The sequence below is a fragment of the Streptomyces sp. SAJ15 genome, assembly GCF_007595705.1.
GTDB lineage: Bacteria > Actinomycetota > Actinomycetes > Streptomycetales > Streptomycetaceae > Streptomyces.
Genome location: NZ_NISY01000002.1, coordinates 123,287 through 150,054, shown reverse-complemented (window position 1 = coordinate 150,054; position 26,768 = coordinate 123,287). Strand labels below are relative to the sequence as shown.

The 26,768-nt window shown below is 71.9% G+C and carries 28 protein-coding genes; 5 read left to right on the top strand and 23 right to left on the bottom strand.

Features of this window, described 5'->3' with window-relative positions:
- Positions 1-110: 110 nt before the first annotated feature.
- The 6 genes from CD790_RS06210 to CD790_RS06185 are packed head-to-tail and all read right to left on the bottom strand — an operon-like array spanning position 111 to position 5,537.
- Positions 111-1,247 (bottom strand): cytochrome P450, encoded by a 1,137-nt coding sequence (locus tag CD790_RS06210; RefSeq protein ID WP_260867368.1) that lies wholly within the window; start codon positions 1,245-1,247, stop codon positions 111-113.
- On the bottom strand, positions 1,211-2,695 hold the full coding sequence (locus CD790_RS06205) for a cytochrome P450 (protein WP_260867367.1): 1,485 nt from the start codon (positions 2,693-2,695) through the stop codon (positions 1,211-1,213). The genes CD790_RS06210 and CD790_RS06205 overlap by 37 nt, the downstream gene beginning before the upstream one ends.
- On the bottom strand, positions 2,692-3,300 hold the full coding sequence (locus CD790_RS06200; RefSeq protein ID WP_144382034.1) for an ATP/GTP-binding protein: 609 nt from the start codon (positions 3,298-3,300) through the stop codon (positions 2,692-2,694). The genes CD790_RS06205 and CD790_RS06200 overlap by 4 nt, the downstream gene beginning before the upstream one ends.
- Positions 3,278-3,637, bottom strand: coding sequence for a DUF742 domain-containing protein (locus tag CD790_RS06195; protein WP_144382033.1), 360 nt, complete (start codon positions 3,635-3,637; stop codon positions 3,278-3,280). The genes CD790_RS06200 and CD790_RS06195 overlap by 23 nt, the downstream gene beginning before the upstream one ends.
- Positions 3,634-4,062, bottom strand: coding sequence for a roadblock/LC7 domain-containing protein (locus CD790_RS06190; protein WP_144382032.1), 429 nt, complete (start codon positions 4,060-4,062; stop codon positions 3,634-3,636). The genes CD790_RS06195 and CD790_RS06190 overlap by 4 nt, the downstream gene beginning before the upstream one ends.
- Positions 4,059-5,537, bottom strand: a complete 1,479-nt coding sequence (locus CD790_RS06185; RefSeq protein WP_144382031.1) for an ATP-binding protein — start codon at positions 5,535-5,537, stop codon at positions 4,059-4,061. Before CD790_RS06185 ends, CD790_RS06190 begins: the two co-directional genes overlap by 4 nt.
- Positions 5,538-5,826: 289 nt before the next feature.
- On the opposite strand from CD790_RS06185, the gene CD790_RS06180 reads away from it, so the two are divergent.
- Positions 5,827-6,495 (top strand): TrkA family potassium uptake protein, encoded by a 669-nt coding sequence (locus tag CD790_RS06180; protein WP_144382030.1) that lies wholly within the window; start codon positions 5,827-5,829, stop codon positions 6,493-6,495.
- Complete coding sequence (locus CD790_RS06175; protein WP_144382029.1) at positions 6,495-7,169, top strand: TrkA family potassium uptake protein; 675 nt, start codon at positions 6,495-6,497, stop codon at positions 7,167-7,169. Before CD790_RS06180 ends, CD790_RS06175 begins: the two co-directional genes overlap by 1 nt.
- Before the next feature lie 241 nt (positions 7,170-7,410).
- Here CD790_RS06175 and CD790_RS06170 read toward each other — a convergent pair whose 3' ends face one another.
- From CD790_RS06170 to CD790_RS06155, 4 genes are all read right to left on the bottom strand, one after another.
- The gene (locus CD790_RS06170; RefSeq protein WP_144382028.1) at positions 7,411-8,187 is read right to left on the bottom strand and encodes a DUF3159 domain-containing protein; all 777 of its coding nucleotides are present in this window, start codon (positions 8,185-8,187) and stop codon (positions 7,411-7,413) included.
- A 3-nt stretch (positions 8,188-8,190) separates the two neighbouring features.
- Entirely contained in the window at positions 8,191-8,589 is a 399-nt protein-coding gene (locus CD790_RS06165; RefSeq protein WP_186318899.1) for an OB-fold nucleic acid binding domain-containing protein, read from the bottom strand.
- 133 nt (positions 8,590-8,722) lie between these two features.
- Positions 8,723-9,406 (bottom strand): response regulator, encoded by a 684-nt coding sequence (locus tag CD790_RS06160; protein ID WP_144382026.1) that lies wholly within the window; start codon positions 9,404-9,406, stop codon positions 8,723-8,725.
- A gap of 37 nt (positions 9,407-9,443) precedes the next feature.
- The gene (locus CD790_RS06155; protein ID WP_144382025.1) at positions 9,444-11,999 is read right to left on the bottom strand and encodes a sensor histidine kinase KdpD; all 2,556 of its coding nucleotides are present in this window, start codon (positions 11,997-11,999) and stop codon (positions 9,444-9,446) included.
- Positions 12,000-12,222: 223 nt separating this feature from the next.
- On the opposite strand from CD790_RS06155, the gene CD790_RS06150 reads away from it, so the two are divergent.
- Positions 12,223-12,777 carry a GNAT family N-acetyltransferase gene (locus CD790_RS06150; RefSeq protein WP_144382024.1) on the top strand — a complete coding sequence of 185 codons (555 nt, stop codon included), beginning with the start codon at positions 12,223-12,225 and terminating at the stop codon, positions 12,775-12,777.
- A gap of 171 nt (positions 12,778-12,948) precedes the next feature.
- On the opposite strand, the gene kdpC is transcribed toward CD790_RS06150, so the two are convergent.
- From kdpC to CD790_RS06115, 7 genes are all read right to left on the bottom strand, one after another.
- Positions 12,949-13,596 carry a potassium-transporting ATPase subunit KdpC gene (gene kdpC, locus CD790_RS06145; RefSeq protein ID WP_144382023.1) on the bottom strand — a complete coding sequence of 216 codons (648 nt, stop codon included), beginning with the start codon at positions 13,594-13,596 and terminating at the stop codon, positions 12,949-12,951.
- A gap of 5 nt (positions 13,597-13,601) precedes the next feature.
- The gene (gene kdpB, locus CD790_RS06140) at positions 13,602-15,728 is read right to left on the bottom strand and encodes a potassium-transporting ATPase subunit KdpB (RefSeq protein WP_186318950.1); all 2,127 of its coding nucleotides are present in this window, start codon (positions 15,726-15,728) and stop codon (positions 13,602-13,604) included.
- A 50-nt stretch (positions 15,729-15,778) separates the two neighbouring features.
- The gene (kdpA, locus tag CD790_RS06135) at positions 15,779-17,464 is read right to left on the bottom strand and encodes a potassium-transporting ATPase subunit KdpA (RefSeq protein ID WP_144382021.1); all 1,686 of its coding nucleotides are present in this window, start codon (positions 17,462-17,464) and stop codon (positions 15,779-15,781) included.
- Between the two features lie 8 nt (positions 17,465-17,472).
- Positions 17,473-17,562 carry a K(+)-transporting ATPase subunit F gene (gene kdpF, locus CD790_RS06130; RefSeq protein WP_043188605.1) on the bottom strand — a complete coding sequence of 30 codons (90 nt, stop codon included), beginning with the start codon at positions 17,560-17,562 and terminating at the stop codon, positions 17,473-17,475.
- A gap of 387 nt (positions 17,563-17,949) precedes the next feature.
- Positions 17,950-18,717, bottom strand: a complete 768-nt coding sequence (locus CD790_RS06125; RefSeq protein WP_144382020.1) for a DUF3710 domain-containing protein — start codon at positions 18,715-18,717, stop codon at positions 17,950-17,952.
- Position 18,718: 1 nt separating this feature from the next.
- Positions 18,719-19,234 carry a dUTP diphosphatase gene (gene dut / locus CD790_RS06120; RefSeq protein WP_144382019.1) on the bottom strand — a complete coding sequence of 172 codons (516 nt, stop codon included), beginning with the start codon at positions 19,232-19,234 and terminating at the stop codon, positions 18,719-18,721.
- A gap of 73 nt (positions 19,235-19,307) precedes the next feature.
- Positions 19,308-19,892 carry a PaaI family thioesterase gene (locus tag CD790_RS06115; RefSeq protein WP_144382018.1) on the bottom strand — a complete coding sequence of 195 codons (585 nt, stop codon included), beginning with the start codon at positions 19,890-19,892 and terminating at the stop codon, positions 19,308-19,310.
- Between the two features lie 59 nt (positions 19,893-19,951).
- On the opposite strand from CD790_RS06115, the gene CD790_RS06110 reads away from it, so the two are divergent.
- On the top strand, positions 19,952-20,398 hold the full coding sequence (locus CD790_RS06110) for a DUF3093 domain-containing protein (protein ID WP_144382017.1): 447 nt from the start codon (positions 19,952-19,954) through the stop codon (positions 20,396-20,398).
- A gap of 215 nt (positions 20,399-20,613) precedes the next feature.
- On the opposite strand, the gene CD790_RS06105 is transcribed toward CD790_RS06110, so the two are convergent.
- From CD790_RS06105 to CD790_RS06090, 4 genes are all read right to left on the bottom strand, one after another.
- Positions 20,614-21,339, bottom strand: coding sequence for a hypothetical protein (locus tag CD790_RS06105; protein WP_144382016.1), 726 nt, complete (start codon positions 21,337-21,339; stop codon positions 20,614-20,616).
- Between the two features lie 14 nt (positions 21,340-21,353).
- On the bottom strand, positions 21,354-21,653 hold the full coding sequence (locus CD790_RS06100) for a DUF4193 domain-containing protein (RefSeq protein ID WP_144382015.1): 300 nt from the start codon (positions 21,651-21,653) through the stop codon (positions 21,354-21,356).
- A gap of 463 nt (positions 21,654-22,116) precedes the next feature.
- Positions 22,117-23,367, bottom strand: a complete 1,251-nt coding sequence (locus tag CD790_RS06095) for a cell wall metabolism sensor histidine kinase WalK (RefSeq protein ID WP_144382014.1) — start codon at positions 23,365-23,367, stop codon at positions 22,117-22,119.
- On the bottom strand, positions 23,367-24,020 hold the full coding sequence (locus CD790_RS06090; protein ID WP_144382013.1) for a response regulator transcription factor: 654 nt from the start codon (positions 24,018-24,020) through the stop codon (positions 23,367-23,369). The genes CD790_RS06095 and CD790_RS06090 overlap by 1 nt, the downstream gene beginning before the upstream one ends.
- A gap of 373 nt (positions 24,021-24,393) precedes the next feature.
- Between CD790_RS06090 and CD790_RS34430 the strand changes: the two genes are divergently transcribed.
- Positions 24,394-24,567: a hypothetical protein gene (locus CD790_RS34430; protein WP_186318898.1), complete on the top strand. Its 174-nt coding sequence runs from the start codon at positions 24,394-24,396 to the stop codon at positions 24,565-24,567.
- Positions 24,568-24,660: 93 nt separating this feature from the next.
- On the opposite strand, the gene CD790_RS06085 is transcribed toward CD790_RS34430, so the two are convergent.
- Positions 24,661-25,485 carry an inositol monophosphatase family protein gene (locus CD790_RS06085; RefSeq protein ID WP_144382012.1) on the bottom strand — a complete coding sequence of 275 codons (825 nt, stop codon included), beginning with the start codon at positions 25,483-25,485 and terminating at the stop codon, positions 24,661-24,663.
- A gap of 107 nt (positions 25,486-25,592) precedes the next feature.
- Positions 25,593-26,759, bottom strand: a complete 1,167-nt coding sequence (locus CD790_RS06080; protein ID WP_260867366.1) for a ferrochelatase — start codon at positions 26,757-26,759, stop codon at positions 25,593-25,595.
- Positions 26,760-26,768 lie beyond the last annotated feature (9 nt).

Below are 26,768 nucleotides of genomic sequence, written 5' to 3'. Positions count from 1 at the left end.
ACCTGCGCCCAACCGCCACCCCAAGGTGTGGCGGTCGGGCGCGCGAACGGCCGGCGAACGCGGCCCGGCGATCAGGGGAGCCGATCAGCCGGAACGATCAGCGGAAACGATCAGCCGAGTCGGGCCGGAAGGCCCCGGTGACCATTGGAGATGAAGGACTCGACGTGCTGGAGCCCCTCCTCCGGGACCTCCAGCGACAGCCCCGGGAAGCGCTCGAAGAGCGCCGGGAGGGCGATGGTGGCCTCCAGCCGGGCCAGGGTCACGCCCAGGCAGTAGTGCACGCCGTGGCCGAAGGCCAGGTGGTCCTTGACCTCCCGGGTGATGTCGAAGCGGTCGGCGTCCTCGCCGTGCAGCGCGGTGTCCCGCCCCGCGGCGGCGTACGCGATGAGAATCGCGTCACCCTTGGCGAGGACGGTGCCGTCGGCGAGCTCGATGTCCTCCACCGCGTAGCGCAGCGGCAGGTTCGCCACCGGCGCCTCCAGCCGCAGCGCCTCGTCGATCACGTCGTCCCAGCTCGCCTTCCCGGAGCGGACCAGCGCGAGCTGGTCGGGGTGGGTGAGCAGCAGGTGGATGGCGTTGTCGAGGAGGTTGACGGTGGTCTCGTGGCCGGCGCTGATCATCAGCAGCAGGGTGTCGACCATCTCCTGCTCGGTGAGCCGGGAGTCCCCGTCCTCCTCCCGGGCGGCGATCAGGCCGGTGGTGAGGTCGTCGGCCGGCTTCTGGCGCTTCTCGGCGACGAGCCCGCCCAGGATGGCGTAGACCTCGGCGTAGGTGGCGGTGACCTCGGCCGGGTCGGCGGAGGTGTGGAAGATCGAGTCCACGCAGCGGCGCAGGCCCTCGCGGGTGTCCTCGTCGTTGATGCCGAACAGCTCGCAGATCACCTGGATGGGGATCGGGTACGCGTACCCCTCGCGCAGGTCCACCAGCTCGCCCTCGGGGGCGGCGGCCAGGTCGTCCAGCAGGTCGGTGACGATCTGCTCGATGCGCGGGCGGAGCGCCGCGGTGCGCTTGCCGGTGAACGCCTTGGAGACCAGGCCGCGGAGCCGCTTGTGGTCCCCGCCGTACGCCGTGAACATGTTCTGCACCGCGACCCAGGTGAACAGCGGCCACTCCGGGGAGACCTCACCGTTGATCCACTTCGGCCAGTGCTGCCGCGGGTCCTTGGAGACCCGGGGGTCGATGAGCAGCTCCTTGAGCAGGGTCTGCTCGGTTATCGCCCACGCCACCACGCCGCCAGGGAGCTCCACGCGCGTCGCCGGCCCCTGGGCGCGGATGCGGGCGGCCTCCGCGTGGATATCGCGGCCGGTGGGGTCGATGACAACAGGTCCTGACTGGCTGAACTGGCGTTCCATCGGCTCACTCCGAAGTTCTCGTCGATGTGGTCACGCGCGGGTACGGTCTCGGAGACCGGCGCCGGCGTCGGCAGCGGCGTCGTCACCGTCAGCGGTACCGGGGGGAAGCGGACCGGCAGCGCGGTCATGGCGCGGTGGAAGGGGCCGGGTCGCCACTGGAGCTGGTGCGCCGGGACGGCGAGCTCCATGTCCGGGATGCGGTCCAGCAGCTTCTCGACCGCGATCCCGGCGGCCAGCCGGGCCGAGTCCTTGGCGGGGCAGACATGCGGGCCGGCGCTCCAGGCCAGGTGGGCGCGGTTGCCGGTGCGGTGGTCGGAGGCGAGGACCGGGTCGTTGTTGGCGGCCGCGAGGCTGACGACCACCGGTTCGCCCTCGCGCAGCCGGACCCCGGCGAAGTCCATGTCGTGCAGCGGGTAGTGCACGGCGTAGTTGGCCATCGGGGGGTCCAGCCACAGCACCTCGTCCAGCGCGTCGTCCACCGGCAGGCTGCCGCCGGCGAGGTCGCCGGCGAAGCGCTCGTCGGAGAGGAGCAGCCGCAGCGCGTTGGCGATCAGGTTCTGCTGCGGCTGGGTGCCGGCGCCCATGAGGACGACCAGCTGGTGGATCATCTCCTCGTCGCTGAGCCGCACCGGGTGCGCCATCATCCAGGAGATGATGTCCGGGCCGGGGTGCCGCCGCTTGAGGGCGACCAGCTCCAGCAGCGTCTCGGTGAGCAGGGCGTTGGCCCGCTCGGCGTCGACGCCGTCGAAGATCCCGGACATGCCCTCCACCAGTCGTTCCCCCAGCGCCGGCGGGCAGCCGAAGACCTGGTTGAAGACGAGCAGCGGCAGGATCTTGGCGTACTCGCCGAGCAGGTCCGCCTGGCCGGTGGGGGCGAAGCGGTCGATGAGGGTGTCCGCGGCGTGCTCGACGTAACCGCGCATCGCGTTGGGGTCGACCCGCTCCATGCTGTCGGTGACCGCGGACCGCAGCCGGCGGTGCGCCTCGCCGTCGGAGAACAGGCAGTTGGGGCGGTAGTGCATCATCGGCACCACCGGGCTGTCCGGCGGAACCCGGCCGTCCGCCAGTGCCTTCCAGCGGCGGGCGTCCTTGCCGAACTTCTCCGGGCTGCGCAGCACCTCCAGCGCCGCCTGGTAGCCGAGCACGAGGTTGGCCTGCACCCCGGGGGCCAGCTCGACCGGGACCACCGGGCCGTACTGTCGCAGCCGGGCGTAGACGCTGTGCGGATCGGCCGCGAAGTCGGGTCCGTAGATCGGCACGCCGGCGCCGGCGTGCCCCGGTCCGCCGGCGTGCGCGGGGCAGCCGGGGGGCGGCGCGACGCCGGCGTCAGGACGGTAGGTCACACATGCTCCTGGGAAGAGGCGGAACGGGAGTGCAGGTACTGGACGAGCGCGATGAGTGCCTTGGTGGAGGAGGTCCGGTCGCGGGCGTCGCAGGTGACCAGCGGGGTCTCCGGAAGCAGGTCGAGCGCCTCGCGAATCTCCTCCTCGGCGTGCACCGGGGCGCCGTCGAAGTGGTTGACGGCGACGGCGTACGGCAGCCCGTGCTCCTCCAGCAGACCCATCACGTCGAAGGACTGCTCCAGGCGGCGGGTGTCGGCGAGCACCAGCGCGCCCAGCGCGCCGCGCGTCATGTCCTGCCACAGCCGGGTGAAGCGCTGCTGCCCGGGCGCGCCGAACAGGTACAGGACCAGCGAGTCGCTGAGGGTGAGCCGCCCGAAGTCCATGGCGACGGTGGTGGTGGTCTTGTCCTTGATGCCGGCCAGGTCGTCGACGAGCGCGCCGGCCTGGGTCATGGTCTCCTCGGTGCGCAGCGGCCGGATCTCCGACAGCGAGCCGACGAAGGTCGTCTTGCCGACGGCGAAGTGCCCGACGACCAGCAGCTTGGCGGCGGTTCGTACGGTCTGACGCAGATAGACGCCGTTGTCAGAGGCGAGCGCGGAGTCCATCGAGCACCTCCTGCAGAAGCTGGGCCTCGGGCAGTTGCGCCGAGGGGATGGGGGACCGGGTGGTGAGGTGGCCGCTGTCCACGAGGTCGCCGAGCAGGACCTTGGTGACGCTCACCGGCAGGTGGAGGTGGCCGGCGATCTCGGCGACCGAGAGCGCTCCGCCCAGACACAGCTCCATGAGCTCGCGCTTCTCCGGGCTGAGTCCGCCCAGCGGCCGGTCGCCGCGCGCCATCACCAGCGTGACCAGGTCGAAGGTGTTGCGGGTCGGGTGGGCACGGCCGTCGGTGACGACGTACGGCCGCACCAGCCCTCGCTCCTGACGCCGCGGCGGGGTCATGCCCGGCTGCCGATCCCCTGCCAGGCCGTGTCCTGCCGCGGTGGCGTGGTGAGTTCCTTGCCGAGCCGGTCGACCAGCTTCTGCATGCGGTAGGTGACCGCCTCCATGTCGACGTTCTCGCTGGCGGAGACCGCCAGATAGGCGCCGGGGCCGGCCGCGATCAGGAAGATGTAGCCGCCGACGAACTCGACCAGCGTCTGCCGCCAGGGGGTCTCCTGGCGCTCGCAGAACTCCGAGGTGGAGCGGCTGATCGACTGGAGGCCGGAGAGGGCCGCGGCCTGTCGCTCGGCGTCGTCCCGGTCGATGCCCTCGGAGTGGGCCCGGAGCATGCCGTCCGCGGAGAGCAGGATCGCGTGCCGCGCCTCCGGCATCTTGACGACCTCGTCGAGCATCCAGCCCAGCTCGTTGTTCATGTGGTCGTTCATGCCTGGCGGTTCCCTTCGTCGTGGTGGGGGGCTTCGTCCGGGGCCTCGGCGCGACCCGACCGGGTTCCGCGCGCGAAGGCGCCCATGCGGCGTGCGGTCTCCTCCGCCGAGCGGACGCGGTGGGAGCCCGTGCCGGGCTCCTCGGCGCCGGCCGCCTGCGCGGCCTCGGCCCGCTGGGCGGCCGCGATCGGCCAGTCGTCGGCGGCCGGGGTCAGCGACCGTTCCTGCGCCGTGGCGGTGGGCTGCCGGCGCCGCCGCTTGGGCAACCCGCCGGCCGTGGACGGGTAGCTGCGGGGTACGTCGTCGGTCAGCGGCGGATGGCCGAGCGGCGAGGCGGGTTGCGGCGCGGCCGGCCGGGCGGCGGGCTGGGCCTCGTGGGCGGCCGGCCGCGGAGCGGCGTGCCGGCCCTGGCCGGCGGGCGCCGCGGACGCGCCGGCGGGCTGGGCGGCGGCGGTCATCGGTGCGCTCCGGTCGTCCTCCAGGTGGGTCAGCAGCGCGCTGGGCAGGAACAGCACGGCGCGCACACCGCCGTAGGGCGAGCGGGTGTCCACCGAGACGCTGAAGCCGTAGCGCGCGGCGAGCACGCCGATGACGGGGAAGCCGAACTGGGGCGGATCGCCGAGCCGGGCGACGTCCACCGGGCGCTGGGCCGCCAGCCAGGACTGGGCCCGCTTCACCTCCTGCCCGTCCATGCCGACGCCCGCGTCGTCGATCACCACGCAGGCGCCGTTGTGCACCGGCTGCAGGCTGACCTCGACCTTGGTGTTGGGCTGCGAGTGGCGGGCGGCGTTGTCGAGCAGCTCGGCCACGGCCAGCACCACCGGCTCGACGGCCCGGCTGACCACGGCGATGTCGATCTGGGTGTGCACCTGCACCCGGCGGTAGTCGCGGATGCGGGAGGTGGCGCCGCGGACCACGTCGGTCAGCGAGGAGGAGGCGCGCTGGCGGCCGGGCCAGGAGCCGCAGAGCACCGCGATGGCCTGGGCGCGGCGGCCGAACTGGGAGTTGGCGTGGTCGATCTCCAGCAGGTCGCGGAGGACGTCGGGGTTGTCGTGCCGGTCCTGCATCTCGGAGATCGAGAGCTGCTGTTCGTGGGCGAGTCCCTGGAGGGCCCTCATCGACGCCTTGAGCGCCGCCTTCGCCGCGACATCGGCCTTGGCCTGGGCCTTGTCGACGGCCTTGGCGAACAGGTCGCTCGCCAGTTGGAGACTCTGTGCGTACGCGGTTCCCGCGAGCCGTTCGTCGCGGAGGCCGGGCAGCGGGACCGGTCTGCCCACCGAATCCGCGACGGCCGGCAACCGAACCGAGACCAGGTGCTGTATCTCCTCGTCACGCGCCCGTAGGTTGCCTTCCAGGGTGGCACTGTGCTTTCGCACGGAGGTGGTGATCTGGCGCTGGCGCAGCAGCAGAACCAGGGCGACGAGCAGAGCCGCACCCAGGCACCAGGTCACCACCTCCGATATGTGATCTGTCATCAGTTCCTCATGGACGGGGGGATTCAGGAGTCCAGAAGCGGAATTCGACGATCATCCTAGCCACGCTGGTGACCATGTGTCCGGTCCCCGTCACAAATTGCGAGTTGCTGAGGCAGAGGCCACACCCGGGGGCAAACGGGAGGACTCGTCAGGGGCGCGCGGAAGCAGCCGTGGATGCGCCCGCCTGGATGCCAGGTAGCGTGGTGGCCGAGACAGTCCGTAGTGCGGAAGGAAAGTGAACGATGTCTGTGCAGGTCACAGCGCTAAGGGAAGGTGCGAGGTAGCGGACGTGCACATCGTCATCATGGGCTGCGGTCGCGTCGGCGCCGCCCTCGCCCAGACCCTGGAGTCCCAGGGCCACACCGTCGCGGTGGTCGACCAGGACCCGACGGCCTTCCGCAGGCTCGGCGCGGGCTTCGGCGGGCGGCGCGTCACCGGCGTCGGTTTCGACCAGGACACGCTGCGCGAGGCCGGCATCGAGGAAGCCGGCGCGTTCGCCGCGGTCAGCAGCGGCGACAACTCCAACATCATCGCCGCCCGGGTGGCCCGCGAGATGTTCGGCATCGAGAACGTCGCGGCCCGGATCTACGACCCGCGCCGCGCCGAGGTCTACCAGCGGCTGGGCATCCCGACCGTGGCCACCGTGCGCTGGACCGCCGACCAGATGCTGCGGCGGCTGCTGCCGTCCGGCGCCGAGCCGCTGTGGCGCGACCCCAGCGGCGGCGTGCAGCTCGCCGAGGTGCACACCTCGCCGAAGTGGATCGGCCACAAGGTCAGCCGGCTCCAGGAGGAGACCGGGGTCCGGGTGGCGTTCCTCACCCGTCTGGGCGAAGCGATGCTGCCGACGTCGCAGACGGTGTTGCAGGAGGGCGACCTCGTGCACGTCATGATGCGTACGGACGAGGTCGAGAAGGTCGAGGCCGCCTTTGCCGAGGGGCCCGAGGAGGGCGGTCACTGATGCGGGTCGCGATTGCCGGGGCCGGCGCGGTGGGCCGTTCCATCGCCGGTGAGCTGCTGGAGAACGGCCACGAGGTGCTGCTGATCGACAAGGCGCCCACCGCCATCTCGGTGGAGCGGGTGCCGCAGGCGGAGTGGCTGCTCGCCGACGCCTGCGAGATCACCTCGCTGGACGAGGCGGCGCTGCAGCGCTGCAACGTGGTCATCGCGGCGACCGGCGACGACAAGGTCAACCTGGTGGTCTCGCTGCTCGCCAAGACCGAGTACGGGGTGCCGCGGGTGGTCGCCCGGGTGAACAACCCCAAGAACGAGTGGCTCTTCAACGAGTCCTGGGGCGTCGATGTCGCGGTCTCCACGCCGCGTCTGATGTCCGCCCTCGTCGAGGAGGCGGTGAGCGTCGGCGACCTGGTGCGGCTGCTGCGCTTCAGCCATGGCGACGCCAACCTGGTCGAGCTCACGCTGCCGCCGGAGGCGGCGCTGGCCGGGACCCGGGTCGGCGAGGTGGACTGGCCGCAGGACACCAGCCTGGTGACCATCATCCGCGGCACCCGGGTGCTGACGCCCAGCAAGGACGACGTCCTGGAGGCCGGGGACGAGCTCCTGTTCGTCGCCGCGCCGGCACGCGAGGAGCAGCTGGAGGACCTGCTGTCGGTCCGCCGGGAGACCACCGGCTGACGGGCCGGGCCGCTACGCGAAGGGCCGGGCCCGGGACCCCTGGGGGTTCCGGGCCCGGCCCTTTCCACGACGCGGGTACGGGACATCATCCCGCCGCGACGGCGGGAAGCCCAACGGCGCAGACCGGCGGTGCCGAACCGACCGCAATCCGCCCCAAGGCTCGGCCACCGCGCTCGGGATGCCGGGAGCGGGCCCGCGCGGGCCCAGAGCGGCTCACGGTGGGGAAGAGCACGCGCAGCGCTCAGGCGCGCTCCGGCGCCGTGTCCCGCTCCGTCTTCTCCCCCGCCGCGGCGGCGCCCTCACGGGCCGCGGCGGCCCGCTCTTCCGCCTCCATCTCCGCGATCACATCGATCGGCGGCGGCGCCTTGGCCAGGAAGATCCAGGTCAGATAGACGCAGAGCAGGAACGGCGGGATGCCGAGGCAGACCTTGACCCAGCCCAGCTGGGTGGCGTCGCCCCACCAGTACAGCGGGAAGAGGATGGCCGACTTGGCGAGCAGGATCAGCCCCCACGCCCAGGTGGCCCTGGTGTAGGCGGTGAAGCGGCCCGGGTTGCGGGTGCGCCAGGAGAGGTTCTCCTTGAGCATCGGGCCGAGCAGCACGCCGATCAGCGGATAGCGGAAGATCGCCGAGAGGATGTACGCGATCGCCAGCCCCAGCGTGTAGAGCATGCCGGGCAGGTAGAAGTTCTTGGCGTCGCCGGACATCATCGCGAAGATCGCGCCGAAGGCCACCCCGAAGACGCCGCTGAACGCGTGCTTCAGGGTCTCCTTGCGCACCAGCCGGGCCACGGCGAGCACCATGGTGAGGCCGAGCGCCGCCATGGCCGCCAGGTGGATGTCGCGCTTGATCGTGTAGATCAGGACGAAGACCAGGCCGGGCACGGTGGTGTCCACCATGCCCCGGATCCCGCCGAACGCCTCCAGCAGCGCGGTGTCGGCGGCCGCCCGGCTCTGGGCGGCGCCGTGCGCGGCCGCGGCGCCCTGGTCCTCCGGGGTCGAGGTGTCGTGAGACGTCACCGGCTACTCCTGTCCGAGCGGTCGGAGCTCGTACTTGGGGTTGAACAGCACCCGCCGTCCGTGGCTCATGGAGATCCGGCCGGTGGCGATCATCTTGCGGCCCGGCTCTATCCCGATGATCGAGCGCCGGCCCAGCCACACCACGTCCAGGGCCGCGGTGCCGTCGTACAGCTCCGCCTCCAGGGCGGGCACGCCGGCCCGGGGCCGCAGGGTGACCGTGCGGAGTGTACCGGTCACCTTGACGATCTGCCGGTCGCCGCATTCGCCGATCTTGGTGCAGCCCGTCGCCTCCGCGTCCTGCTCCAGCTCCGCGGAGTGGAGCTCCTCCTGAGAGCTCGACAGCCGGTCGAGCATGCGCCGAAAGCGGCCGGCGGGCTTGTCGGGTCGGGGTACGGCACTCATACGGCCAGCGTACCGGTGCGCCGCGGCGACGCCCACGGACCTCGCGGACCCCGGCTGAGCCCCTGCTCCTGGGCCCCCGGGCGCCGCGCCGGCCGGGGTTCGGCCCCCGGCCTCCAGCCCGGGGACCGGAGACTCACCCCTCGAAGCGGTAGCCCATCCCCGGCTCGGTGATGAAGTGCCGCGGGTGCGAGGGGTCCGCCTCCAGCTTGCGGCGCAGCTGGGCCATGTAGACGCGCAGGTAGTTGGTCTCGGTGCCGTAGGAGGGGCCCCAGACCTCCTGGAGGAGCTGCTTCTGGCTGACCAGTCGGCCGGCGTTGCGGACCAGGACCTCCAGCAGGTGCCACTCGGTCGGGGTGAGCCGGACGTCGCGGCCGCCGCGGTCGACCTTCTTGGCGGCGAGGTCGACGCTGAACGCGTCCGTCGTCACCACGACGGCGTCCTCGCTGTGGCCGCTGGGCTCGGCGCGGCGCACCGCCGCCCGCAGTCGGGCCAGCAGCTCGTCCATGCCGAACGGCTTGGTGACGTAGTCGTCGGCGCCGGCGTCGAGCGCCTCCACCTTCTCGTCGGAGGTCTGCCGGGCGGAGAGGACCAGGATCGGCACCCGGGTCCAGCCGCGTAGCCCCTTGATCACCTCGACGCCGTCCATGTCCGGCAGGCCCAGGTCGAGCACGACGACGTCCGGGTGGCGGGCGGCGGCGAGCTGGAGGGCGGTGGCTCCGTCGGGGGCGGCGTCGACCTCGTACTTGCGTGCCTTGAGGTTGATCACGAGGGCGCGCACGATCTGCGGCTCGTCGTCCACCACGAGCACCCGGTTCATTCGGGGCCTGCCTTTCTGTTCTTCTGTTGTGAGCGGGTCATGAGGTGGCCTGCGCCGGCAGGTCGGGGCGGACCGGTGGGCGACCCGGCGCCGCCCGCAGCGACAGCACCATGGTCATGCCGCCGCCGGGGGTGTCCTCGGCGGCCAGCTGGCCGCCCATGGTCTCGGCGAAGCCGCGGGCCACGGCGAGCCCGAGGCCGACGCCGGCGCCGCGCGGGGCGTCACCGTACCGCTGGAAGGGCTCGAAGATGCGGTCCTTGGCGCTGTCCGGGACGCCCGGCCCCCGGTCGGCCACGCGCAGCTCCACCCGGTCGCCCAGGGCGCTGGCGGAGACCAGGACGGGCTTGCCGTCGGGGCTGTACTTGACGGCGTTCTCGACGATGTTGGCGACGCTGCGCTCCAGCAGACCGGGGTCGACCGCGACCATCGGCAGGGTCTCCGGGATGTCCAGCACGACGCTGTCGTCGGGGACGCCGACCAGCGCCATCGGCACCACCTCGTCCAGGTCGATCTCCCGGATCAGCGGGGTGACGGTGCCGGTCTGCAGCCGGGACATGTCGAGCAGGTTGCCGACCAGGTGGTCCAGCCGGTCGGCGCCCGCCTCGATGCCGGCCAGCAGCTCCGCCTCGTCCTCCTCCGACCAGGCCACGTCGTCGGAGCGGAGCGAGGTCACCGCGGCCTTGATGCCGGCGAGCGGGGTGCGCAGGTCGTGGCTGACGGCGGCGAGCAGCGCGGTGCGGATGCGGTTGCCCTCGGCGAGCTCGTGGGCCTTCTCGGCCTCGCCGACCAGCCGCTGCCGGTCTAGCACGACGACGGCCTGGGCGGCGAAGGCCGCCAGCACCCGGCGGTCCTCGGCGGGCAGCACCCGGCCGCTGAGGGCCAGGGCCATTTTCTCGCCCACCGGCATGTCGACGTCCGCGTCCTCGGGTCGGACCGGGGGCGGCGCGCCGTCGGTGGCGCCGACGGCGCCGGCGCAGGTCCACGGGTCGACGTCGCTGGCCCGCTCCAGCAGCGCCACGGAGTCCATGGCGAAGGTCTCCCGCACCCGCTCCAGCAGCGCCTCCAGGCTGGTCTCGCCGCGCAGCACGCTGCCGGCCAGGAAGGACAGCACCTCGGACTCGGCGCGCAGCCGGGCGGCCTGGTGGGTGCGGCGCGCGGCCAGGTCCACCACGGATGCCACCGACACGGCCACCCCGAAGAAGATCACTATCGCCACGATGTTCTTGGGGTCGGCGATGGTCCAGGTGTGCAGCGGCGGGGTGAAGAAGTAGTTGAGCAGCAGCGAGCCGAACGCGGCCGAGGCCAGTGCCGGCAGCAGCCCGCCGAGCAGCGCGGCGGCCACCGTCAGCGACAGGAAGAGCAGCATGTCGTTGGCGAGGCCGAGCCCGGGGTCGAACTGGCGCAGCGCCAGCGTGAGCGGTATCGGGCCCACCAGGCCGACCAGCCAGCCGGCCAGGATGCGGGAGCGGCCGAGCCGGGCGCCGCGCGCCACCGGCAGCCCGCGGCCCTTGGCCACCTCGTCGTGGGTGACGATGTGCACGTCGAGGTCGGGGCCCGAGTCGCGGGCCACGGTGGCGCCCACGCCGGGGCCGAAGACGTACTGCCAGGACTTGCGACGGCTGGAGCCCAGCACGATCTGGGTGGCGTTGACGCCGCGGGCGAACTCCAGCAGCGCGTCGGGCACGTCCTCCCCTATGACGTGGTGGAAGGTGCCGCCCAGGTCCTCCACCAGGGTGCGCTGCACGGCCAGTTCCTTGGGGGAGGCGGAGGTGAGCCCGTCGCTGCGGGCGATGTAGACGGCGAGGATCTCGCCGCCGGCGCCCTTGGCGGCCATCCGGGCGGCGCGCCGGATCAGCGTCCGGCCCTCGGGTCCTCCGGTGAGGCCGACGACGATGCGCTCGCGGGCGCTCCAGATGGTGGAGACGCGGTGCTCGGAGCGGTACTGCTGGAGGTACTCGTCCACCCGGTCGGCGGTCCACAGCAGCGCCAGCTCGCGCAGGGCGGTGAGGTTGCCGGGGCGGAAGTAGTTGGACAGCGCCGCGTCGACCTTGTCGACCTTGTAGATGTTGCCGTGCGCCATGCGGCGGCGCAGCGCGTGGGGCGACATGTCGACCAGTTCGATCTGGTCGGCGCGGCGGACCACCTCGTCGGGGACGGTCTCGCGCTGCCGCACCCCCGTTATCGACTCCACCACGTCGCCCAGCGACTCCAGGTGCTGGATGTTGACGGTGGAGACGACGTCGATGCCGGCCTGGAGCAGTTCCTCGATGTCCTGCCAGCGCTTGGTGTTGCGGGAGCCGGGGACGTTGGTGTGGGCGAGCTCGTCGACCAGGGCGACGGCGGGGCGGCGGCGCAGCACCGCGTCCACGTCCATCTCGGTGAAGGTGCTCCCCCGGTACTCCATCTCGCGGCGCGGGACCTCCTCCAGGCCGTGCAGCATGACCTCGGTGCGGGGTCGCCCGTGGTGCTCGACGAAGGCGACGACGAGGTCGGTGCCGCGCTCCACCCGGCGATGCCCTTCGGAGAGCATGGCGTAGGTCTTGCCGACGCCGGGCGCCGCACCCAGATAGATCCGTAGCTTTCCGCGTGCCATGGCCCCATCTTCGTGCTCGGGCCGGTCGGCCACCCTGCTGTTCGGCGTGCTCTCGCCGCACGCATGCTCGACTGTACGACTCCAAGGAGGGACAAACCGGGCGATGGGCGACGCCGAGCCGGGTATTGACGCGGTTCTGACGCCCGTTGTCCGGCGCGCCTCCCGCCACGATCCGCGGAATATTCCGTCGCCCGGACGCGGAACCGCTGCCAGCATGGCGCCCATGACCGACGTACGGGACTTAGACGAACAGGTGCGGATCGCGCACACCTGGCAGCTGGACGCCTCCGAGCTCGCCGCGGTGCGCGCGCTGATGGACGAGGCGTTCGAGGGGGATTTCGACGACGAGGACTGGGACCACGGCCTGGGCGGTGTGCACGCCCTGCTGTGGCGGGACGGGGTGCTGGCCGCGCACGGCGCGGTGGTGCAGCGCCGGCTGGTGCACGGCGGGCGGGCGCTGCGCGCCGGCTATGTGGAGGCGGTCGCGGTCCGCGAGGAGCTGCGTCGCCAGGGGTACGGGGCGGCCGTGATGCGGGCCCTGGAGCCGGTGCTGCGCGGCGCCTACGAGGTGGCGGCGCTGTCCGCGGCCGATGACGCGGCCGCCTTCTACGAGGCGCTGGGCTGGGTGCGCTGGCAGGGTCCGACCTCGGCGCTCACCCCCCAGGGCGTGGAGCGCACGGAGGAGGACGACGACTCCACCTATGTGCTGCCGCTGTCCGCCCCGCTCGCCCTGGACGGCGAGCTGGTCTGCGACTGGCGGGACGGCGACGTCTGGTGACCGTCGACGGAGTGCCGCGGGGCCGTGCCGGACGGTCCCCGGCACCCGCGGACGGCCGGGCGTGGGGCGGAAGGGCTCCGCACGACACGACCGAGGGCGGGGCGGCGGCGTCCGTGGACGCGCCGCCCCGCCCTCGGGGTCGGGTGCTCGGTGTGCCGCCGAGCGGCCCGGTCACTTCTCGAGGAGCTCCTTCAGCGCCACGTTGAGCCGGAGGACGTTCACCCGGGGCTCGCCCATGAAGCCGAGGATCCGCCCGTCGGTGTGGTCCTCGACCAGCTTCTCGACCGTGCCCGCCGGCAGGTCGTTCTCCTTGGCGACCCGCTTGACCTGGAGCTCCGCGTAGTCCGGGGAGATGTGCGGGTCGATGCCGGAGGCGGAGGCGGTGATCGCGTCGACCGGCACCTCGCTCTGCGGCACGCCGTTGAACTCGGCCACCTGCTTGCGGCGGTCCTTGACCGACTGGAGCAGCACCTTGCTGTCGGCGGCCAGGTTGGAGGCGCCGGAGACGACGATCGAGTACTGGGTGTTGACGGCGTTGGTGCCCGCCGCCGAGGGCCGCGGCTGGAACCACTTGGGGTCCGGCAGCGGGTTCCCGTCCTTGTCCTTCTCGTCCAGGTTGAAGCTCTGACCGATCAGCTCGGAGCCGACGACCTTGCCGTCCGACGTCACCTCGGAGCCGTTGGCCTTGTCGTGGAAGGCGGCCTGGGCGATGCCCGTGACGACCAGCGGGTAGATCACGCCGCAGACGATCGTGAGCACGAGCAGCGCGCGGAGCCCCGCGCCCACCAGCCGGGCTGTGCTGCGTACGGAGTTGTTCATGGTCGTCACCCGATGCCAGGGATGAGGGAGATGAGCAGGTCGATGAGCTTGATGCCGATGAACGGGGCGACGAGGCCGCCCAGGCCGTAGAGGCCCAGGTTGCGGCGGAGCATCCTGTCCGCGCTCATCGGGCGGTAGCGCACGCCCTTGAGGGCGAGCGGCACCAACGCGACGATGATCAGCGCGTTGAAGATCACCGCGGACAGGATCGCCGACTCGGCCGAGTCCAGTCGCATGACGTTGAGGGTGTCCAGGCCCTCGTAGCCCGCCACTCCCGCGAACATCGCCGGGATGATGGCGAAGTACTTCGCGACGTCGTTGGCGATGGAGAAGGTGGTCAGGGCGCCGCGGGTGATGAGCAGCTGCTTGCCGATCTCCACGATCTCGATGAGCTTGGTCGGGTTGGAGTCCAGGTCCACCATGTTCCCGGCCTCCTTGGCGGCCGAGGTGCCGGTGTTCATGGCCACACCCACGTCCGCCTGGGCCAGCGCCGGGGCGTCGTTGGTGCCGTCGCCGGTCATCGCGACCAGCTTGCCGCCGGCCTGCTCCCGCTTGATCAGCGCCATCTTGTCCTCGGGCGTGGCCTCGGCGAGGAAGTCGTCCACGCCCGCCTCGTCCGCGATCGCCTTGGCGGTCAGCGGGTTGTCACCCGTGATCATGACGGTCTTGATGCCCATACGGCGCAGCTCGTCGAACCGCTCCCGCATGCCGTCCTTGACAACGTCCTTGAGGTAGATGACGCCCAGGACGCGGGCGCCGCGCTCGTCCTCCTCCGCGACGAGCAGCGGGGTGCCGCCGGCCTCGGAGATCTGGCTGGCGAGCTGGTCGGCGTCGGCCGCTATGGTGCCGCCGCGTTCCTTGACCCAGGTGAGGATCGAGGCGGTGGCGCCCTTGCGGACCTTGCGGGCCACGCCGTCCTCTTCGAGGTCGACCCCCGACATCCGGGTCTGGGCGGTGAACGGCACCCACTCGGCGCCGACGAGCTCGCCCTCGTGCCGCTCACGCAGCCCGTACCTCTCCTTGGCCAGCACGACGATCGAGCGGCCCTCGGGCGTCTCGTCGGCGAGCGAGGAGAGCTGGGCGGCGTCCGCCACCTCGGCGGCGGTGGTGCCCTTGACGGGCACGAACTCCGCGGCCTGGCGGTTGCCGTAGGTGATGGTGCCGGTCTTGTCCAGCAGCAGCGTGGAGACGTCGCCGGCGGCCTCGACGGCCCGCCCGGACATCGCCAGCACGTTGCGCTGCACCAGCCGGTCCATGCCGGCGATGCCGATCGCGGAGAGCAGCGCGCCGATGGTGGTCGGGATGAGGCAGACCAACAGCGCGGTCAGCACGATCATCGTCTGCTCGGCGCCCGCGTGGATCGCGAACGGCTGGAGGGTGACGACCGCCAGCAGGAAGACGATGGTGAGCGAGGCGAGCAGGATGTTCAGCGCGATCTCGTTCGGCGTCTTCTGCCGCGCCGCGCCCTCGACCAGGTTGATCATCCGGTCGATGAAGGTCTCGCCCGGCTTGGTCGTGATCTTGATGACGATGCGGTCGGAGAGCACCTTGGTGCCACCGGTGACGGCCGAGCGGTCGCCGCCGGACTCGCGGATGACCGGCGCGGACTCGCCGGTGATCGCGGACTCGTCGACGGAGGCCACGCCCTCGACGACGTCGCCGTCGCCCGGGATGATGTCGCCCGCCTCGCAGACCACCAGGTCGCCGACGCGCAGCTCGGTGCCGGGCACCTGCTCCTCGGTGGTGCCGTCGAGCCGCCGCGCGACGGTGTCGGTCTTGGCCTTGCGCAGGGTGTCGGCCTGCGCCTTGCCGCGGCCCTCGGCCACCGCCTCCGCCAGGTTGGCGAAGACGACGGTCAGCCACAGCCATATCGCTATCGCCCAGCCGAACCCGTCTCCCGGGTCCAGACAGGCCAGCACGGTGGTGAGCACCGAGCCGATCTCGACCACGAACATGACGGGCGACTTGGCCATCACCCGCGGGTCGAGCTTGCGGAAGGCGTCGGGGAACGACTTGACCAGCTGCTTGGGGTCGAACAGCCCGCCGGAGACCCGGCCGGCGCCGTGGTCGTCGTGTGGCGCGAGGTGCGCGGAGTCCTGCTTCGGCGGGCGCGTGGAGGTGGCAGTGGACATGGGGTCCTCGACAGACGTGGTGGCCTGCGGCGCGTCCTTGGTCAGGTCGCTCATGCGAGTCCCTCCGCCATCGGGCCGAGGGCGAGCGCCGGGAAGTACGTCAGGCCGGTGATGATCAGGATCGCGCCGACCAGCAGCCCCGCGAAGAGCGGCTTCTCGGTGCGCAGGGTGCCGGCGGTCTCCGGGACCGGCTTCTGCTCGGCCAGCGAGCCCGCCAGGGCCAGCACGAACACCATCGGGAGGAAGCGGCCGAGGAGCATGGCCAGGCCGATCGTGGTGTTGTACCAGTCGGTGTTGGCGTTGAGGCCGGCGAAGGCGGAGCCGTTGTTGTTGGCGCCGGAGGTGAAGGCGTAGAGGACCTCGGAGAAGCCGTGCGCCCCGCTGCCGTTCACCGAGGAGTCGGCGCCGTTGAGGATGGACTCCGGCGGGCCGGACAGCGCCATGGAGAGCGCGGTGAAGCCGAGCACCAGCGTCGGGGTGATCAGGATGTAGCAGGCGGCGAGCTTGATCTCGCGCGAGCCGATCTTCTTGCCCAGGTACTCCGGAGTGCGGCCGACCATCAGGCCCGCGATGAACACCGCGATGATCGCCATGACCAGCATGCCGTAGAGGCCGGAGCCGACGCCGCCGGGCGCGATCTCGCCGAGCATCATGCCCAGCATCGTGAGGCCGCCGCCGAGGCCGGTGAACGAGGAGTGGAAGGAGTCCACCGCACCGGTCGAGGTGAGGGTGGTGCTGGTCGCGAAGATCGCCGAGGCGCCTACGCCGAACCGCTGTTCCTTGCCCTCCATGGCGCCGCCCGCCTCCTGGAGCGCGGCGCCGCCGTGGTGGAACTCGGTCCACATCATCAGGGCGGTGAAGCCCACCCAGATGATCGCCATGGTGGCCAGGGTCGCGTAGCCCTGCCTGACGTTGCCGACGAGCTTGCCGAAGGTCCGGGTCAGCGAGAACGGGATGACGAGGATCAGGAAGATCTCGAAGAGGTTGGTGAACGGGTTGGGGTTCTCGAAGGGGTGGGCGGAGTTGGCGTTGAAGTAGCCGCCGCCGTTGGTGCCGAGCTCCTTGATGACCTCCTGCGAGGCCACCGCGCCGCCGTTCCACTGCTGGCTGCCGCCGCCGAACTGGCCGACCTCGTGGATGCCGGAGAGGTTCTGGATGGCGCCACAGGCCACCAGCACCACCGCGCCGATGATCGACAGCGGCAGCAGAATGCGGACGACGCCGCGGACCAGGTCGGCCCAGAAGTTGCCCAGCTCGCCGGTGCGGGCCCGGACGAAGCCCCGGACCAGGGCGATGGCCACGGCCATGCCGACCGCGGCGGAGACGAAGTTCTGCACCGCCAGGCCGCCGGTCTGGACGAGGTGGCCCATGGCCTGCTCGCCCGAGTACGACTGCCAGTTGGTGTTGGCGACGAACGAGGCGGCGGTGTTGAACGCCTGGTCGGGGCTGATCGCGGTGAAGCCGAGGGAGAGCGGCAGGTGGTCCTGGAGGCGCTGGAGCGCGTACAGGAAGAGCACACCGACCGCGGAGAAGGCGAGCACGCCGCGCAGATAGGCGGGCCAGCGCATCTCGGTGTTGGGGTCGGCGCCGACGCAGCGGTAGATCAGCTTCTCGACGCGCAGGTGCTCGCGGGAGCTGTAGACGGCGGCCATGTAGTCGCCGAGGGGGCGGTAGACCAGGGCGAGCGCTCCGATGAGCGCGACCAACTGGAGAACGCCGGCGAGTTCGGAACTCATCGTGGTGCTCAGAACCTCTCCGGGAAGACCAGCGCGAGGATCAGGTAGCCCAGCAGGGCGACCGCCACGACGAGACCGACGATGTTCTCCGCGGTCACAGCCTGGTCACCCCCCTGGCGACGAGAGCCACCAGCGCGAAGACCGCGAGCGTGGCGAGGACGAAGGCCACGTCGGCCATCGTGAGCTCCTAGAGAGGTTCGGGGAGAGGGCCCGCTCCGGGAGGCTGCGGAAGCCTCCACCGGCCCTCGGGGACCCCTAGAGGAAAGCGCCTACTCATCGGTTTGCACCCGGCGTTGACGGCTCCCTTACGGCCATGAGCGCGCTCTTAGCGAATCCCTGACGCTCCCCGCCCTTACCTGCGAAAACGCCGGTGGGCCGCACCCCCTTGTCAGGGGTACGGCCCACCGGAACCGTGCGTTTTCTGCCGTGATCCATCCGGTTTCACGCCGTGCGGAGCCGCTCACGGACCCCGTACGGCACCGGCGTCAGCGCACCTCGGAGATCTCCGGGCCGCGCTGCAACTGGTCGGCGCCGCCCGCGAACCGCGAGCCGGCCTCCTCCTGCTGCACCCCGTCCGGCACCATCTGCGCGTCGTTCGGCAGCTTGAGGACGATCGGGTCGCGCGGGGCCATCGGGCCCTCGCCGCGCACCACGACCGTGTCGCGGAAGATCGCCTCCAGCAGGCTGCCGGTCTCGGGCTTGACCGCGCCCTGACCGGAGATCACTCCGCGGAGGAACCAGCGCGGCCCGTCGACACCGACGAACCGGACCATCTGCACGCCGTTGGTGCCGTCCGGCAGTTGGACCGGGACCTGGGCGCGCAGCTCCCAGCCCAGCGGACCCTCGAGCTCGTCCACGACGCCGCCCTGCTGGGTGATGCCGTTGGCGATCTCGTCCCGTACCTCGTTCCAGATGCCTTCCTTCTTGGGCGCGGCGAACGCCTGGAGCTGTACGGCGCTGTCACGCAGCACCACGGTCGCGGCGACGATCGCGTCCCCGGCGACCTCCACCCGCAGCTCCATGCCCTCGACACCGGGCACGAAGAGGCCACCCAGGTCCACGCGGCCCTCGCCGGGCTCGCGCACCTCGGAGACGTCCCACGGGCCGTCCGGGCGCGGTGCCGGGGGCAGGCTCACCCTGCTCGCGGGCGCGGCCTCGTCCTCGGTCTCGTCGGCCTCTCCGACCAACTCCTCGGAGGCGACGTCGAGGGTCTCGACAGCCTCCTCGCTGCGCTTGCGGCGACGTCCGAACACGTCATTGTCCTTCCCGGTCGGAACCGACCGAAGCGTATCCATTCCCACCCGTCGAGCCGTCCACGGCGGCATGGCCGCCGGTGGACCCGAAGCCCCCAAAGGCCCGCGCCGAACCGGGAAGCTCCGCCACCTCGTGGAAGCGCACCTTCTCGACCTGCTGGACGACCAGTTGAGCGACGCGGTCGAAGGGCTCGAACCGCACCGTCTCGCGCGGGTCGAGATTGACCACGATCACCTTGATCTCTCCACGGTACCCGGCATCGATGGTCCCCGGGGCGTTCACCATGGCCACACCGCAGCGTGCCGCCAGGCCGGAGCGCGGGTGCACGAAGGCCGCGTACCCGTCCGGGAGCGCGATCGAGACGCCGGTGGGCAGCACCGCGCGCTCGCCGGGCGCGAGCTCGGCGGCCTCCGTGGTGACCAGGTCGACCCCGGCGTCGCCGGGGTGGGCGTAGGCCGGGATCGGCACCTCGGGGTGCACCCTGCGGATCAATACGTCTAGCGGCGTCCGGTCCACGCCGGCCTCCTGTTCCTGTCGTCGCTCATCGCATGAGCACCTTGGTGAGCGGGGGCGCCCGCGAGCGCACCGCTCACGGGTTCACCTCGAAGGCCCGGGCCACCCGCCGCTGGTCCGGGTCGGCGAGCGCGGCGTTGATCTCCTCGGGCCGGCCGTTGTCGATGAAGTGGCCGATCGGCACCTCGACGAAGAGGGCGTCGGCGCGGACCGCGACGGGACCGTCGGGGCCACCGACCCGGCCGGTGGCGGTGGAGAAGATCTTGCGGCCGTCGACCGCGGTCACCTCGGCCTCCAGGTGCAGCACGGTGCCGACCGGGACCGGGCGGACGTACTCCGTCTCCAGCCGCTTGGTCACCGCGATCACCCGCAGCAGCCAGCTGAGCGCGCCGAGCGCCTCGTCCAGCGCGGTGGCCAGCACCCCGCCGTGGGCGAGGCCCGGTCCGCCCTGGTGGGCGGGCTGGACGGTGAACTCGGCGGTGAGGCTGACGCCCTCCCCCGCCCGCGCCTCCAGGCGCAGCCCGTGCCGCTGGGCGTCCCCGCAGCCGAAGCACTGGTCGTAGTGGGCTCCTATGAGCTCACCGGGCGCGGGCGCATCGGGGTGCCGCACCGGGGGCTTGGCCCCGTCCGGCGGCGTCAGACCTGTCCTTCTTCCACTCACAGCGCCAGACCTTACCCGCGCGGCAGGTACTCCTCGGCCGTCGTGCCAAGCTTGAGGTCATGCAGCACTACGAAGAACGCCTGACCGCTCCCCGTTCCTGGTGGCTGATCGCGCTCCTGGCCGGGATCGCGATGGGGTTGATCCTGCTGCCGCTCGGCACCCTGCCGATGCTGGGCGGGCTCATCATCGGCGGCGCGCTGGCCGCGACCGGAGTCAGCTCGTACGGCTCGGCGCGCATCCGGGTGCTCTCCGACTCGCTGGTCGCCGGGGACGCGCGGATCCCGCTGTCGGCCCTGGGCGCCGTCGAGGTGCTGAACGCCGAGGAGGCGGCCGCCTGGCGCCGGCACAAGGCCGACACGCGGGCGTTCATGCTGCTGCGGGGCTACATCCCGACCGCCGTCAGGGTGAAGGTCACCGATCCAGAGGACCCCACTCCGTATCTCTATCTCTCCAGCCGTCGTCCGGAGCGGCTCGCGGCGGTGCTGGAGGCGGTGCGGGCCGGCTAGGGACGCCGCCGACGAGAGACGGAACCGGCCACGCGGGCGCGCCCATGCGCCGTAGCGCCGCCCGAAGACGTACACACGAGGAGGCCCCGGAGCGCGTCGGCGGACGCGCGGGGGCGCACGACGTGTCGACGGATGCGCACGGTCGGTGGTCGGGTCCGGGCCGACGCCCCATCCCCGCGCCGGGGGCCGCGCTACGTCGCGCCGGGGACCCGGGGCTACGTCGTCTGTACGGCGCCGTCCGCGGGGGGCAGCGCCTCCCAGGGGGTCTGCCGGGCGCGCAGGTCCTTGCGCACCTTGCGGGCCAGCTTCCGGGTGTCACGTCGGTTCATCGTGGCGCCGGCAACCGCTCCGATCATGAAGGGCGCCAGCCCCGGCAGATTGCGGAAGCTTCGCTTCATGACCTGCTGGCGCAGCTCGCGCCGGAGCTGGACGCCGAACGCGGCGTTCACCGTGGCCGGGACGGCCACGTCGATGCCGCGCTCCTGGGACCAGGCGCCGAGGTAGGCCATGGCGCGCTGGGCGGTCCCACCCGGCGCCCGTACCCCGTAGACCTCGTGCAGCTCGGCGACGAGTTTGAACTCTATGGAGGCGACGCCGATGATCTCGGCCGCCAGCTCGGCGGGCATGGCGGGCGGGACCGGCAGCATCGCCGCGGCGCCCACGCCCGCACCCACGGTGGAGGTGCCGTTGACGGCACCGGCCACCAGCTTGTCCGCGAGCTCCTCCGGGCCGAGCCCGGGAAACTGCCGGCGCAGCGTCGCGAGATCGCGGACGGGAACGCGCGGGGCGTTGGCGATGATGCGCTCGACGATGGTGGTCAGCCCCGCCCGCACACTCGCACTGCCCCGCCCCGTGGCCGCTTTCGCGCCGCGACCACAGGCGACCGCGAGCGAGGCCGCCCGGCCCCGCTCGACATGCCCGTCGCGCCGCGCCGCGTTCACGCCGGATCCGACCGTCAGGCCGCGCAGTCGCGGCAGATCGGCTGGCCGTTCTTCTCCGAGGCCAGCTGGCTGCGGTGATGCACGAGGAAGCAGCTCATGCAGGTGAACTCGTCCTGCTGCTTCGGCAGCACACGGACGGCCAGTTCCTCGTTCGAGAGGTCCGCGCCCGGGAGCTCCAGGCCCTCGGCCGCCTCGAACTCGTCGACGTCGACGGACGAAGTCGACTTGTCGTTCCGTCGAGCCTTCAGTTCTTCCAGGCTGTCCGAATCGACGTCGTCGTCGGTCTTGCGTGGGGTGTCGTAATCCGTTGCCATGTCGCTCTCCCCCTCTGGGTGTCTGCGGTGTCTCCAGCGCACGTAACGCGTGAGGGGCCGGTCTTGTGCCCGACCCGAGGCGGAGATTTTGCCTCACATCAAGGTCTGTTACTCAATCGACACCCAACCGCACCTCTAAGAGGCGATCGGGTTGAGTGGCGAACGCGACCGTACACGGTCCGGAAGCCACCTGGCACATATGCCATGACGTGTACTTCCCGTGATCACGACACCCGGAAACCCGGATTTTCCGGGCCTTCCGCCGACCGAGGTGATCACTGAGCGTAGATGGCCGAAAAATCGGCCATGTGATCGATCACACAGGGACGAGATGGGTGCCTGATCCTGAAAATTCCTCCCAAAGCGAACCTTGAGGCCGACAGCGTACAACCATCTCGGAGCGCGGGCACGGCCCCGCGCTCCCGAGACGGAGTGCCTCGCGATTCCGAGAGGGAGTGCGAGGTCAGAGCGGAAGCACGACCCGCATCTCCAGACCGCCCCCCTCGCGCGGCTGCGCCGTGATCCTGCCGCCGTGCGCCCGTGCCACCGAGCGCGCGATGGAGAGTCCCAGTCCCACGCCCTTGTCGCTGCCGGTGCGCTCGGTGCGCAGCCGGCGGAACGGCTCGAAGAGGTTGTCGACCTCGTAGGCCGGGACCACCGGTCCGGTGTTGCTCACCACCAGCACCGCCTCGCCGCGCTCGGCCTCGGTCGAGACCTCCACCCAGCCGCCCTCGGCGACGTTGTAGCGCACGGCGTTCTGCACCAGGTTCAGCGCGATCCGCTCCAGCAGCACACCGTTGCCCTGGACCACCACCGGCTTGCGGCTGCCGCGCAGCTCCACGCCCTTGGCCGCCGCCTCGCCCCGGGCCTGCTCGATCGCCCGCAGCGCCACCTCCGCGAGGTCCACCGGCTTGCGGTCGACGATCTCGTTCTCGCTGCGGGCCAACAGCAGCAGGCCCTCCACCAGCTGCTCGCTGCGCTCGTTGGTGGCCAGCAGGGTCTTGCCGAGCTGGGCCAGCTCCGGAGAGGCGTCCGGGTCGGAGAGCTGCACCTCCAGCAGGGTGCGGTTGATCGCCAGCGGGGTGCGCAGCTCATGCGAGGCGTTGGCCACGAACCGCTGCTGCGCGGTGAAGGCCCGCTCCAGCCGGTCCAGCATCTCGTCGAAGGTGTCCGCGAGCTCCTTGAGCTCGTCGTCCGGACCCTCCAGCTGGATCCGCCGGGACAGGTCCGAGCCGGCCACCTGGCGGGCGGTGCGGGTGATCCGGCCCAGCGGCGAGAGCACCCGGCCGGCCATCCCGTAGCCGAAGGCGAACGCGATCACGGCCAGGCCCATCAGCGCCAGCAGCGAGCGGCGCAGCAGCCCGCTGAGCGCCAGCTGCCGCTGCTCCTGCATGCAGTCGTTGAGCGCCGCGTTGAAGGCGTCCGGGTTCAGGTTCTTGCCGACGATCTCCGGGCAGGTGTTGTTGGTCGGGTAGACCTTGCCGGAGACCACCTCGAACGGCAGCTCGTTGCCGAGGTGCAGGGCCTGGGCGGCCAGCAGATAGATGATCGTCAGCAGCAGCACGCCGGCGATCAGGAACATCCCGCCGTACAGCAGCGTCAGCCGTATCCGGATCGTGGGGCGCAGCCACGGGGTCCGGCGCATGCCCGGAGGGTCCCAGCCGGGCTTCGGAGGGGCCGCCGGCGGTGGCGGCGGGTTCGTCGCCGCGGCCATCAGATCCGGTATCCCGAGCCGGGCACGGTGACGATCACGGCCGGCTCACCGAGCTTGCGGCGCAGGGTCATGACGGTGACCCGGACCACGTTGGTGAACGGGTCGGTGTTCTCGTCCCAGGCCTTCTCCAGCAGCTGCTCGGCCGAGACCACGGCGCCCTCGCTGCGCATCAGCACCTCCAGGACGGCGAACTCCTTGGGCGCGAGGTGGATCTCCCGGCCGTCGCGGAAGACCTCGCGGCGGTTGGGGTCCAGCTTGATGCCGGCGCGCTCCAGGACCGGGGGCAGCGCCACGGTGGTACGCCGACCCAGCGCCCGCACCCGCGCGGTCAGCTCCTTGAACGCGAACGGCTTCGGCAGGTAGTCGTCGGCGCCCAGCTCCAGGCCCGCGACGCGCTCGCTGACATCGCCGGCGGCGGTGAGCATCAGCACCCGGGTGGGGATGCCCAGCTCCACGACCCGGCGGCACACGTCGTCTCCGTGGACCAGCGGCAGGTCGCGGTCGAGGACGACGACGTCGTAGTCGTTGACGGCGATGCGCTCCAGGGCGGCGGAGCCGTCGTACACGACGTCGACGGCCATGGCCTCCCGGCGCAGCCCCGTGGCCACCGCATCAGCGAGCAGCTGCTCGTCCTCGACGACGAGTACACGCACGTCGCTAGTCCTTTCATCGTGGTCATGCCGGCCCTGCCGGTGTCGTACGCGGGGGCGGGCCATCGTTCACTCAGCGTGCACGGGCGTGCGTCGCGAGAGCCTCCATCCTGCCTCGAAGTCTCATAAACCGGCGGTAAGGGGGTCCGGTCCCGGATTCCTTCGGTGATTGAGGTTTCCGCCCCTCAAGGCGTGGGGAGGACGACTGCACACCCGCGATCACGCCCTGTTATGTGGCACGCCCCAGGCACCGCTCGACTCTCTGCCGCACAGGGACCACGCACGTGATTGCCCCTCCGTCCCGGCCTCCGGGCTGGAGGACACCCTCAGGGCACACCCCCGTGCCGACGACCCGACCCAGACGAGGGGGCGCCGTATGGACGCGTTCACCGCAGGCATTCTGCAGCGCATAGAGACCACGAAGAACGACCTCCACCGCGCTCGTGAGGCGGGCGACGACTTTCTCGCCGAGGTGGAGCTGGCGGAGTTGGAGGATCTTCGCCGGCTCGCCGCCGAGCACGGCGTCGAGGTCGGTGCCGTAACGGCCTGACCTCGGCGGACGTGCAGCGCCCCGGTGCCCTCGCGGCACCGGGGCGCTGCCGTGTTCCCGGTTCGGCGGTCGCGGCCGGCGGGCCGCCGCCGGTCAGTCGTGCCAGGCGCCGAGCTCGTCGAGCCGCCGCTGGAGCGGTTCGAAGAGGCCGGGGACGGCGGCGACGGTGAGCCCACCGTCGGCCGGAGCGCCCGGCCGGCCACCGGTGAGCGCGCCCGCCTCGCGGGCGATGAGCTCGCCGGCCGCGTAGTCCCAGGGGTTGAGCCCACGCTCGTAGTAGCCGTCGAGCCGGCCGCAGGCCACGTCGCACAGGTCGATCGCGGCCGAGCCGCCGCGCCGGATGTCCCGCACCTCGGGCAGCAGTGCCCGCACCACCTCCGCCTGGGCGGCCCGGCGCGTGGTCAGGTAGCCGAAGCCGGTGCCGATGAGGGCCTGCTCGACGGGGGGTGCGGGGCGCACCCGGGCCGGCTCCCCGTTGACGTACGCGCCGCCGCCGAGGGCCGCGTGGTAGGTCTCGCCGCGCATCGGGGCGGTCACCACGCCGACCAGCGTCTCGCCGTCCGCCTCGGCGGCGATGGAGACCGCCCAGGACGGCAGACCGTAGAGGTAGTTCACGGTGCCGTCGAGCGGGTCGATGATCCAGCGCACCCCGCTGCTGCCCGGGGTGCTGGCGCCCTCCTCGCCCAGCAGCCCGTCCGCGGGGCGCCGCTCGGCCAGGTAGTCGGTGATCAGCTTCTCGGCGGCCAGGTCCATCTCGGTGACCACGTCGATGGAGCTGGTCTTGGTGGCGGCGACGCCCAGGTCGGCCGGGCGGCCGTCGCGCAGCAGCTCGCCCGCCCGCCGCGCCGCGTCGAGCGCGACGTCGAGCAGCTCCACTATGAGCTCGTCGCCGGGCTGGGAGGTCAGGGGGCCGGTCATGGTGCTCCTTCGTTCGCTTTCGCGGCCGGACGACGGCGGAGCGGCTCTCCCGCCCCGCCACGGCCCGGCCGCGCGGTCGTCGCTCCGGGTCCTTCGGCGTGGGCGCCTCAGGCGTACGGGCTGTCGGCCCCGGCGGCGGCGGGACGGGGGGCGCGGGCGGGGCAGCAGCCCACCGGGCACAGGTCGTGGCCGGGGCCGAGGGCGCCGAGGGCGCAGCGGTCCACCGGGCGGCCGCGCTCGACGGCGGCGCGCTCCAGCACCAGCTCGGCCACGGCCGCGGCGAAGCGCGGGTCGGAGCCGACGGTGGCGGCGCGGCTGACCGGCAGGCCCAGCTCGGCGGCCTTGGCGGTGGCCTCGGTGTCGAGGTCGTACCGGACCTCCATGTGGTCCGAGACGAAGCCGATGGGGACCATCACGGCGGCCGGGACGCCGGCGCCGTGCAGCTCCTCCAGGTGGTCGCAGATGTCCGGCTCCAGCCAGGGGATGTGCGGGGCTCCGCTGCGGGACTGGTAGACCAGCCGCCAGGGGTGCGCCACGCCGGTCTCCTCGCGCACGGCCTCCGCGACCAGCCGTGCCACGTCCAGGTGCTGGGCCACATAGGCGCCGCCGGCGCCGTGGCCCTCCACCGGGCCGGAGGTGTCGGCGGCGGCGGTCGGGATGGAGTGCGTGGTGAAGGCGAGGTGGGCGCCGGCTCGCCGCTCCTCGGGCAGCTCGGCCAGCGCGGCCAGCGTGGCGTCCACCATGGGACGCACGAAGCCGGGGTGGTTGAAGTAGTGGCGCAGCTTGTCCACGCGCGGCAGCGGCAGCCCCTCGGCCTCCAGCGCGGCCAGCGCGTCGGCCAGGTTCTCCCGGTACTGGCGGCAGCCGGAGTACGAGGCGTAGGCGCTGGTGGCGAGCACCAGGATGCGACGCCGGCCGTCGTGGACCATCTCGCGCAGCACATCGGTCAGGTACGGCGCCCAGTTGCGGTTGCCCCAGTAGACCGGCAGGTCCAGGCCGCGCTCCGCGAAGTCCTTGCGGAGCGCCTGGAGCAGCTCCCGGTTCTGCGCGTTGATCGGGGAGACGCCGCCGAACAGGAAGTAGTGCCGGCCGACCTCCTTGAGCCGCTCGCGCGGGATGCCGCGACCGCGCGTGACGTTCTCCAGGAACGGGACGACGTCTTCCGGCCCCTCCGGGCCACCGAAGGAGAGCAGCAGCAGGGCGTCGTACGGCGTGCCGTCGACCGGGCCCTGGGCGGGGTCGGCGGGCGCCTGGCGTTGTGGCTGGGCGGACATGTTCCGATC

Coding starts and splice junctions, on each gene's coding strand:
- CD790_RS06200 (WP_144382034.1), bottom strand. CDS start 3,300: ATGGACTCCGCGCTCGCCTCTGACAACGGCGTCTATCTGCGTCAGACC.
- CD790_RS06195 (WP_144382033.1), bottom strand. CDS start 3,637: ATGACCCCGCCGCGGCGTCAGGAGCGAGGGCTGGTGCGGCCGTACGTC.
- CD790_RS06190 (WP_144382032.1), bottom strand. CDS start 4,062: ATGAACGACCACATGAACAACGAGCTGGGCTGGATGCTCGACGAGGTC.
- CD790_RS06185 (WP_144382031.1), bottom strand. CDS start 5,537: ATGACAGATCACATATCGGAGGTGGTGACCTGGTGCCTGGGTGCGGCT.
- CD790_RS06175 (WP_144382029.1), top strand. CDS start 6,495: ATGCGGGTCGCGATTGCCGGGGCCGGCGCGGTGGGCCGTTCCATCGCC.
- CD790_RS06165 (WP_186318899.1), bottom strand. CDS start 8,589: ATGAGTGCCGTACCCCGACCCGACAAGCCCGCCGGCCGCTTTCGGCGC.
- CD790_RS06160 (WP_144382026.1), bottom strand. CDS start 9,406: ATGAACCGGGTGCTCGTGGTGGACGACGAGCCGCAGATCGTGCGCGCC.
- CD790_RS06155 (WP_144382025.1), bottom strand. CDS start 11,999: ATGGCACGCGGAAAGCTACGGATCTATCTGGGTGCGGCGCCCGGCGTC.
- CD790_RS06150 (WP_144382024.1), top strand. CDS start 12,223: ATGACCGACGTACGGGACTTAGACGAACAGGTGCGGATCGCGCACACC.
- kdpC (WP_144382023.1), bottom strand. CDS start 13,596: ATGAACAACTCCGTACGCAGCACAGCCCGGCTGGTGGGCGCGGGGCTC.
- kdpB (WP_186318950.1), bottom strand. CDS start 15,728: ATGTCCACTGCCACCTCCACGCGCCCGCCGAAGCAGGACTCCGCGCAC.
- kdpA (WP_144382021.1), bottom strand. CDS start 17,464: ATGAGTTCCGAACTCGCCGGCGTTCTCCAGTTGGTCGCGCTCATCGGA.
- CD790_RS06110 (WP_144382017.1), top strand. CDS start 19,952: ATGCAGCACTACGAAGAACGCCTGACCGCTCCCCGTTCCTGGTGGCTG.
- CD790_RS06100 (WP_144382015.1), bottom strand. CDS start 21,653: ATGGCAACGGATTACGACACCCCACGCAAGACCGACGACGACGTCGAT.
- CD790_RS06095 (WP_144382014.1), bottom strand. CDS start 23,367: ATGGCCGCGGCGACGAACCCGCCGCCACCGCCGGCGGCCCCTCCGAAG.
- CD790_RS34430 (WP_186318898.1), top strand. CDS start 24,394: ATGGACGCGTTCACCGCAGGCATTCTGCAGCGCATAGAGACCACGAAG.
- CD790_RS06085 (WP_144382012.1), bottom strand. CDS start 25,485: ATGACCGGCCCCCTGACCTCCCAGCCCGGCGACGAGCTCATAGTGGAG.
- CD790_RS06080 (WP_260867366.1), bottom strand. CDS start 26,759: ATGTCCGCCCAGCCACAACGCCAGGCGCCCGCCGACCCCGCCCAGGGC.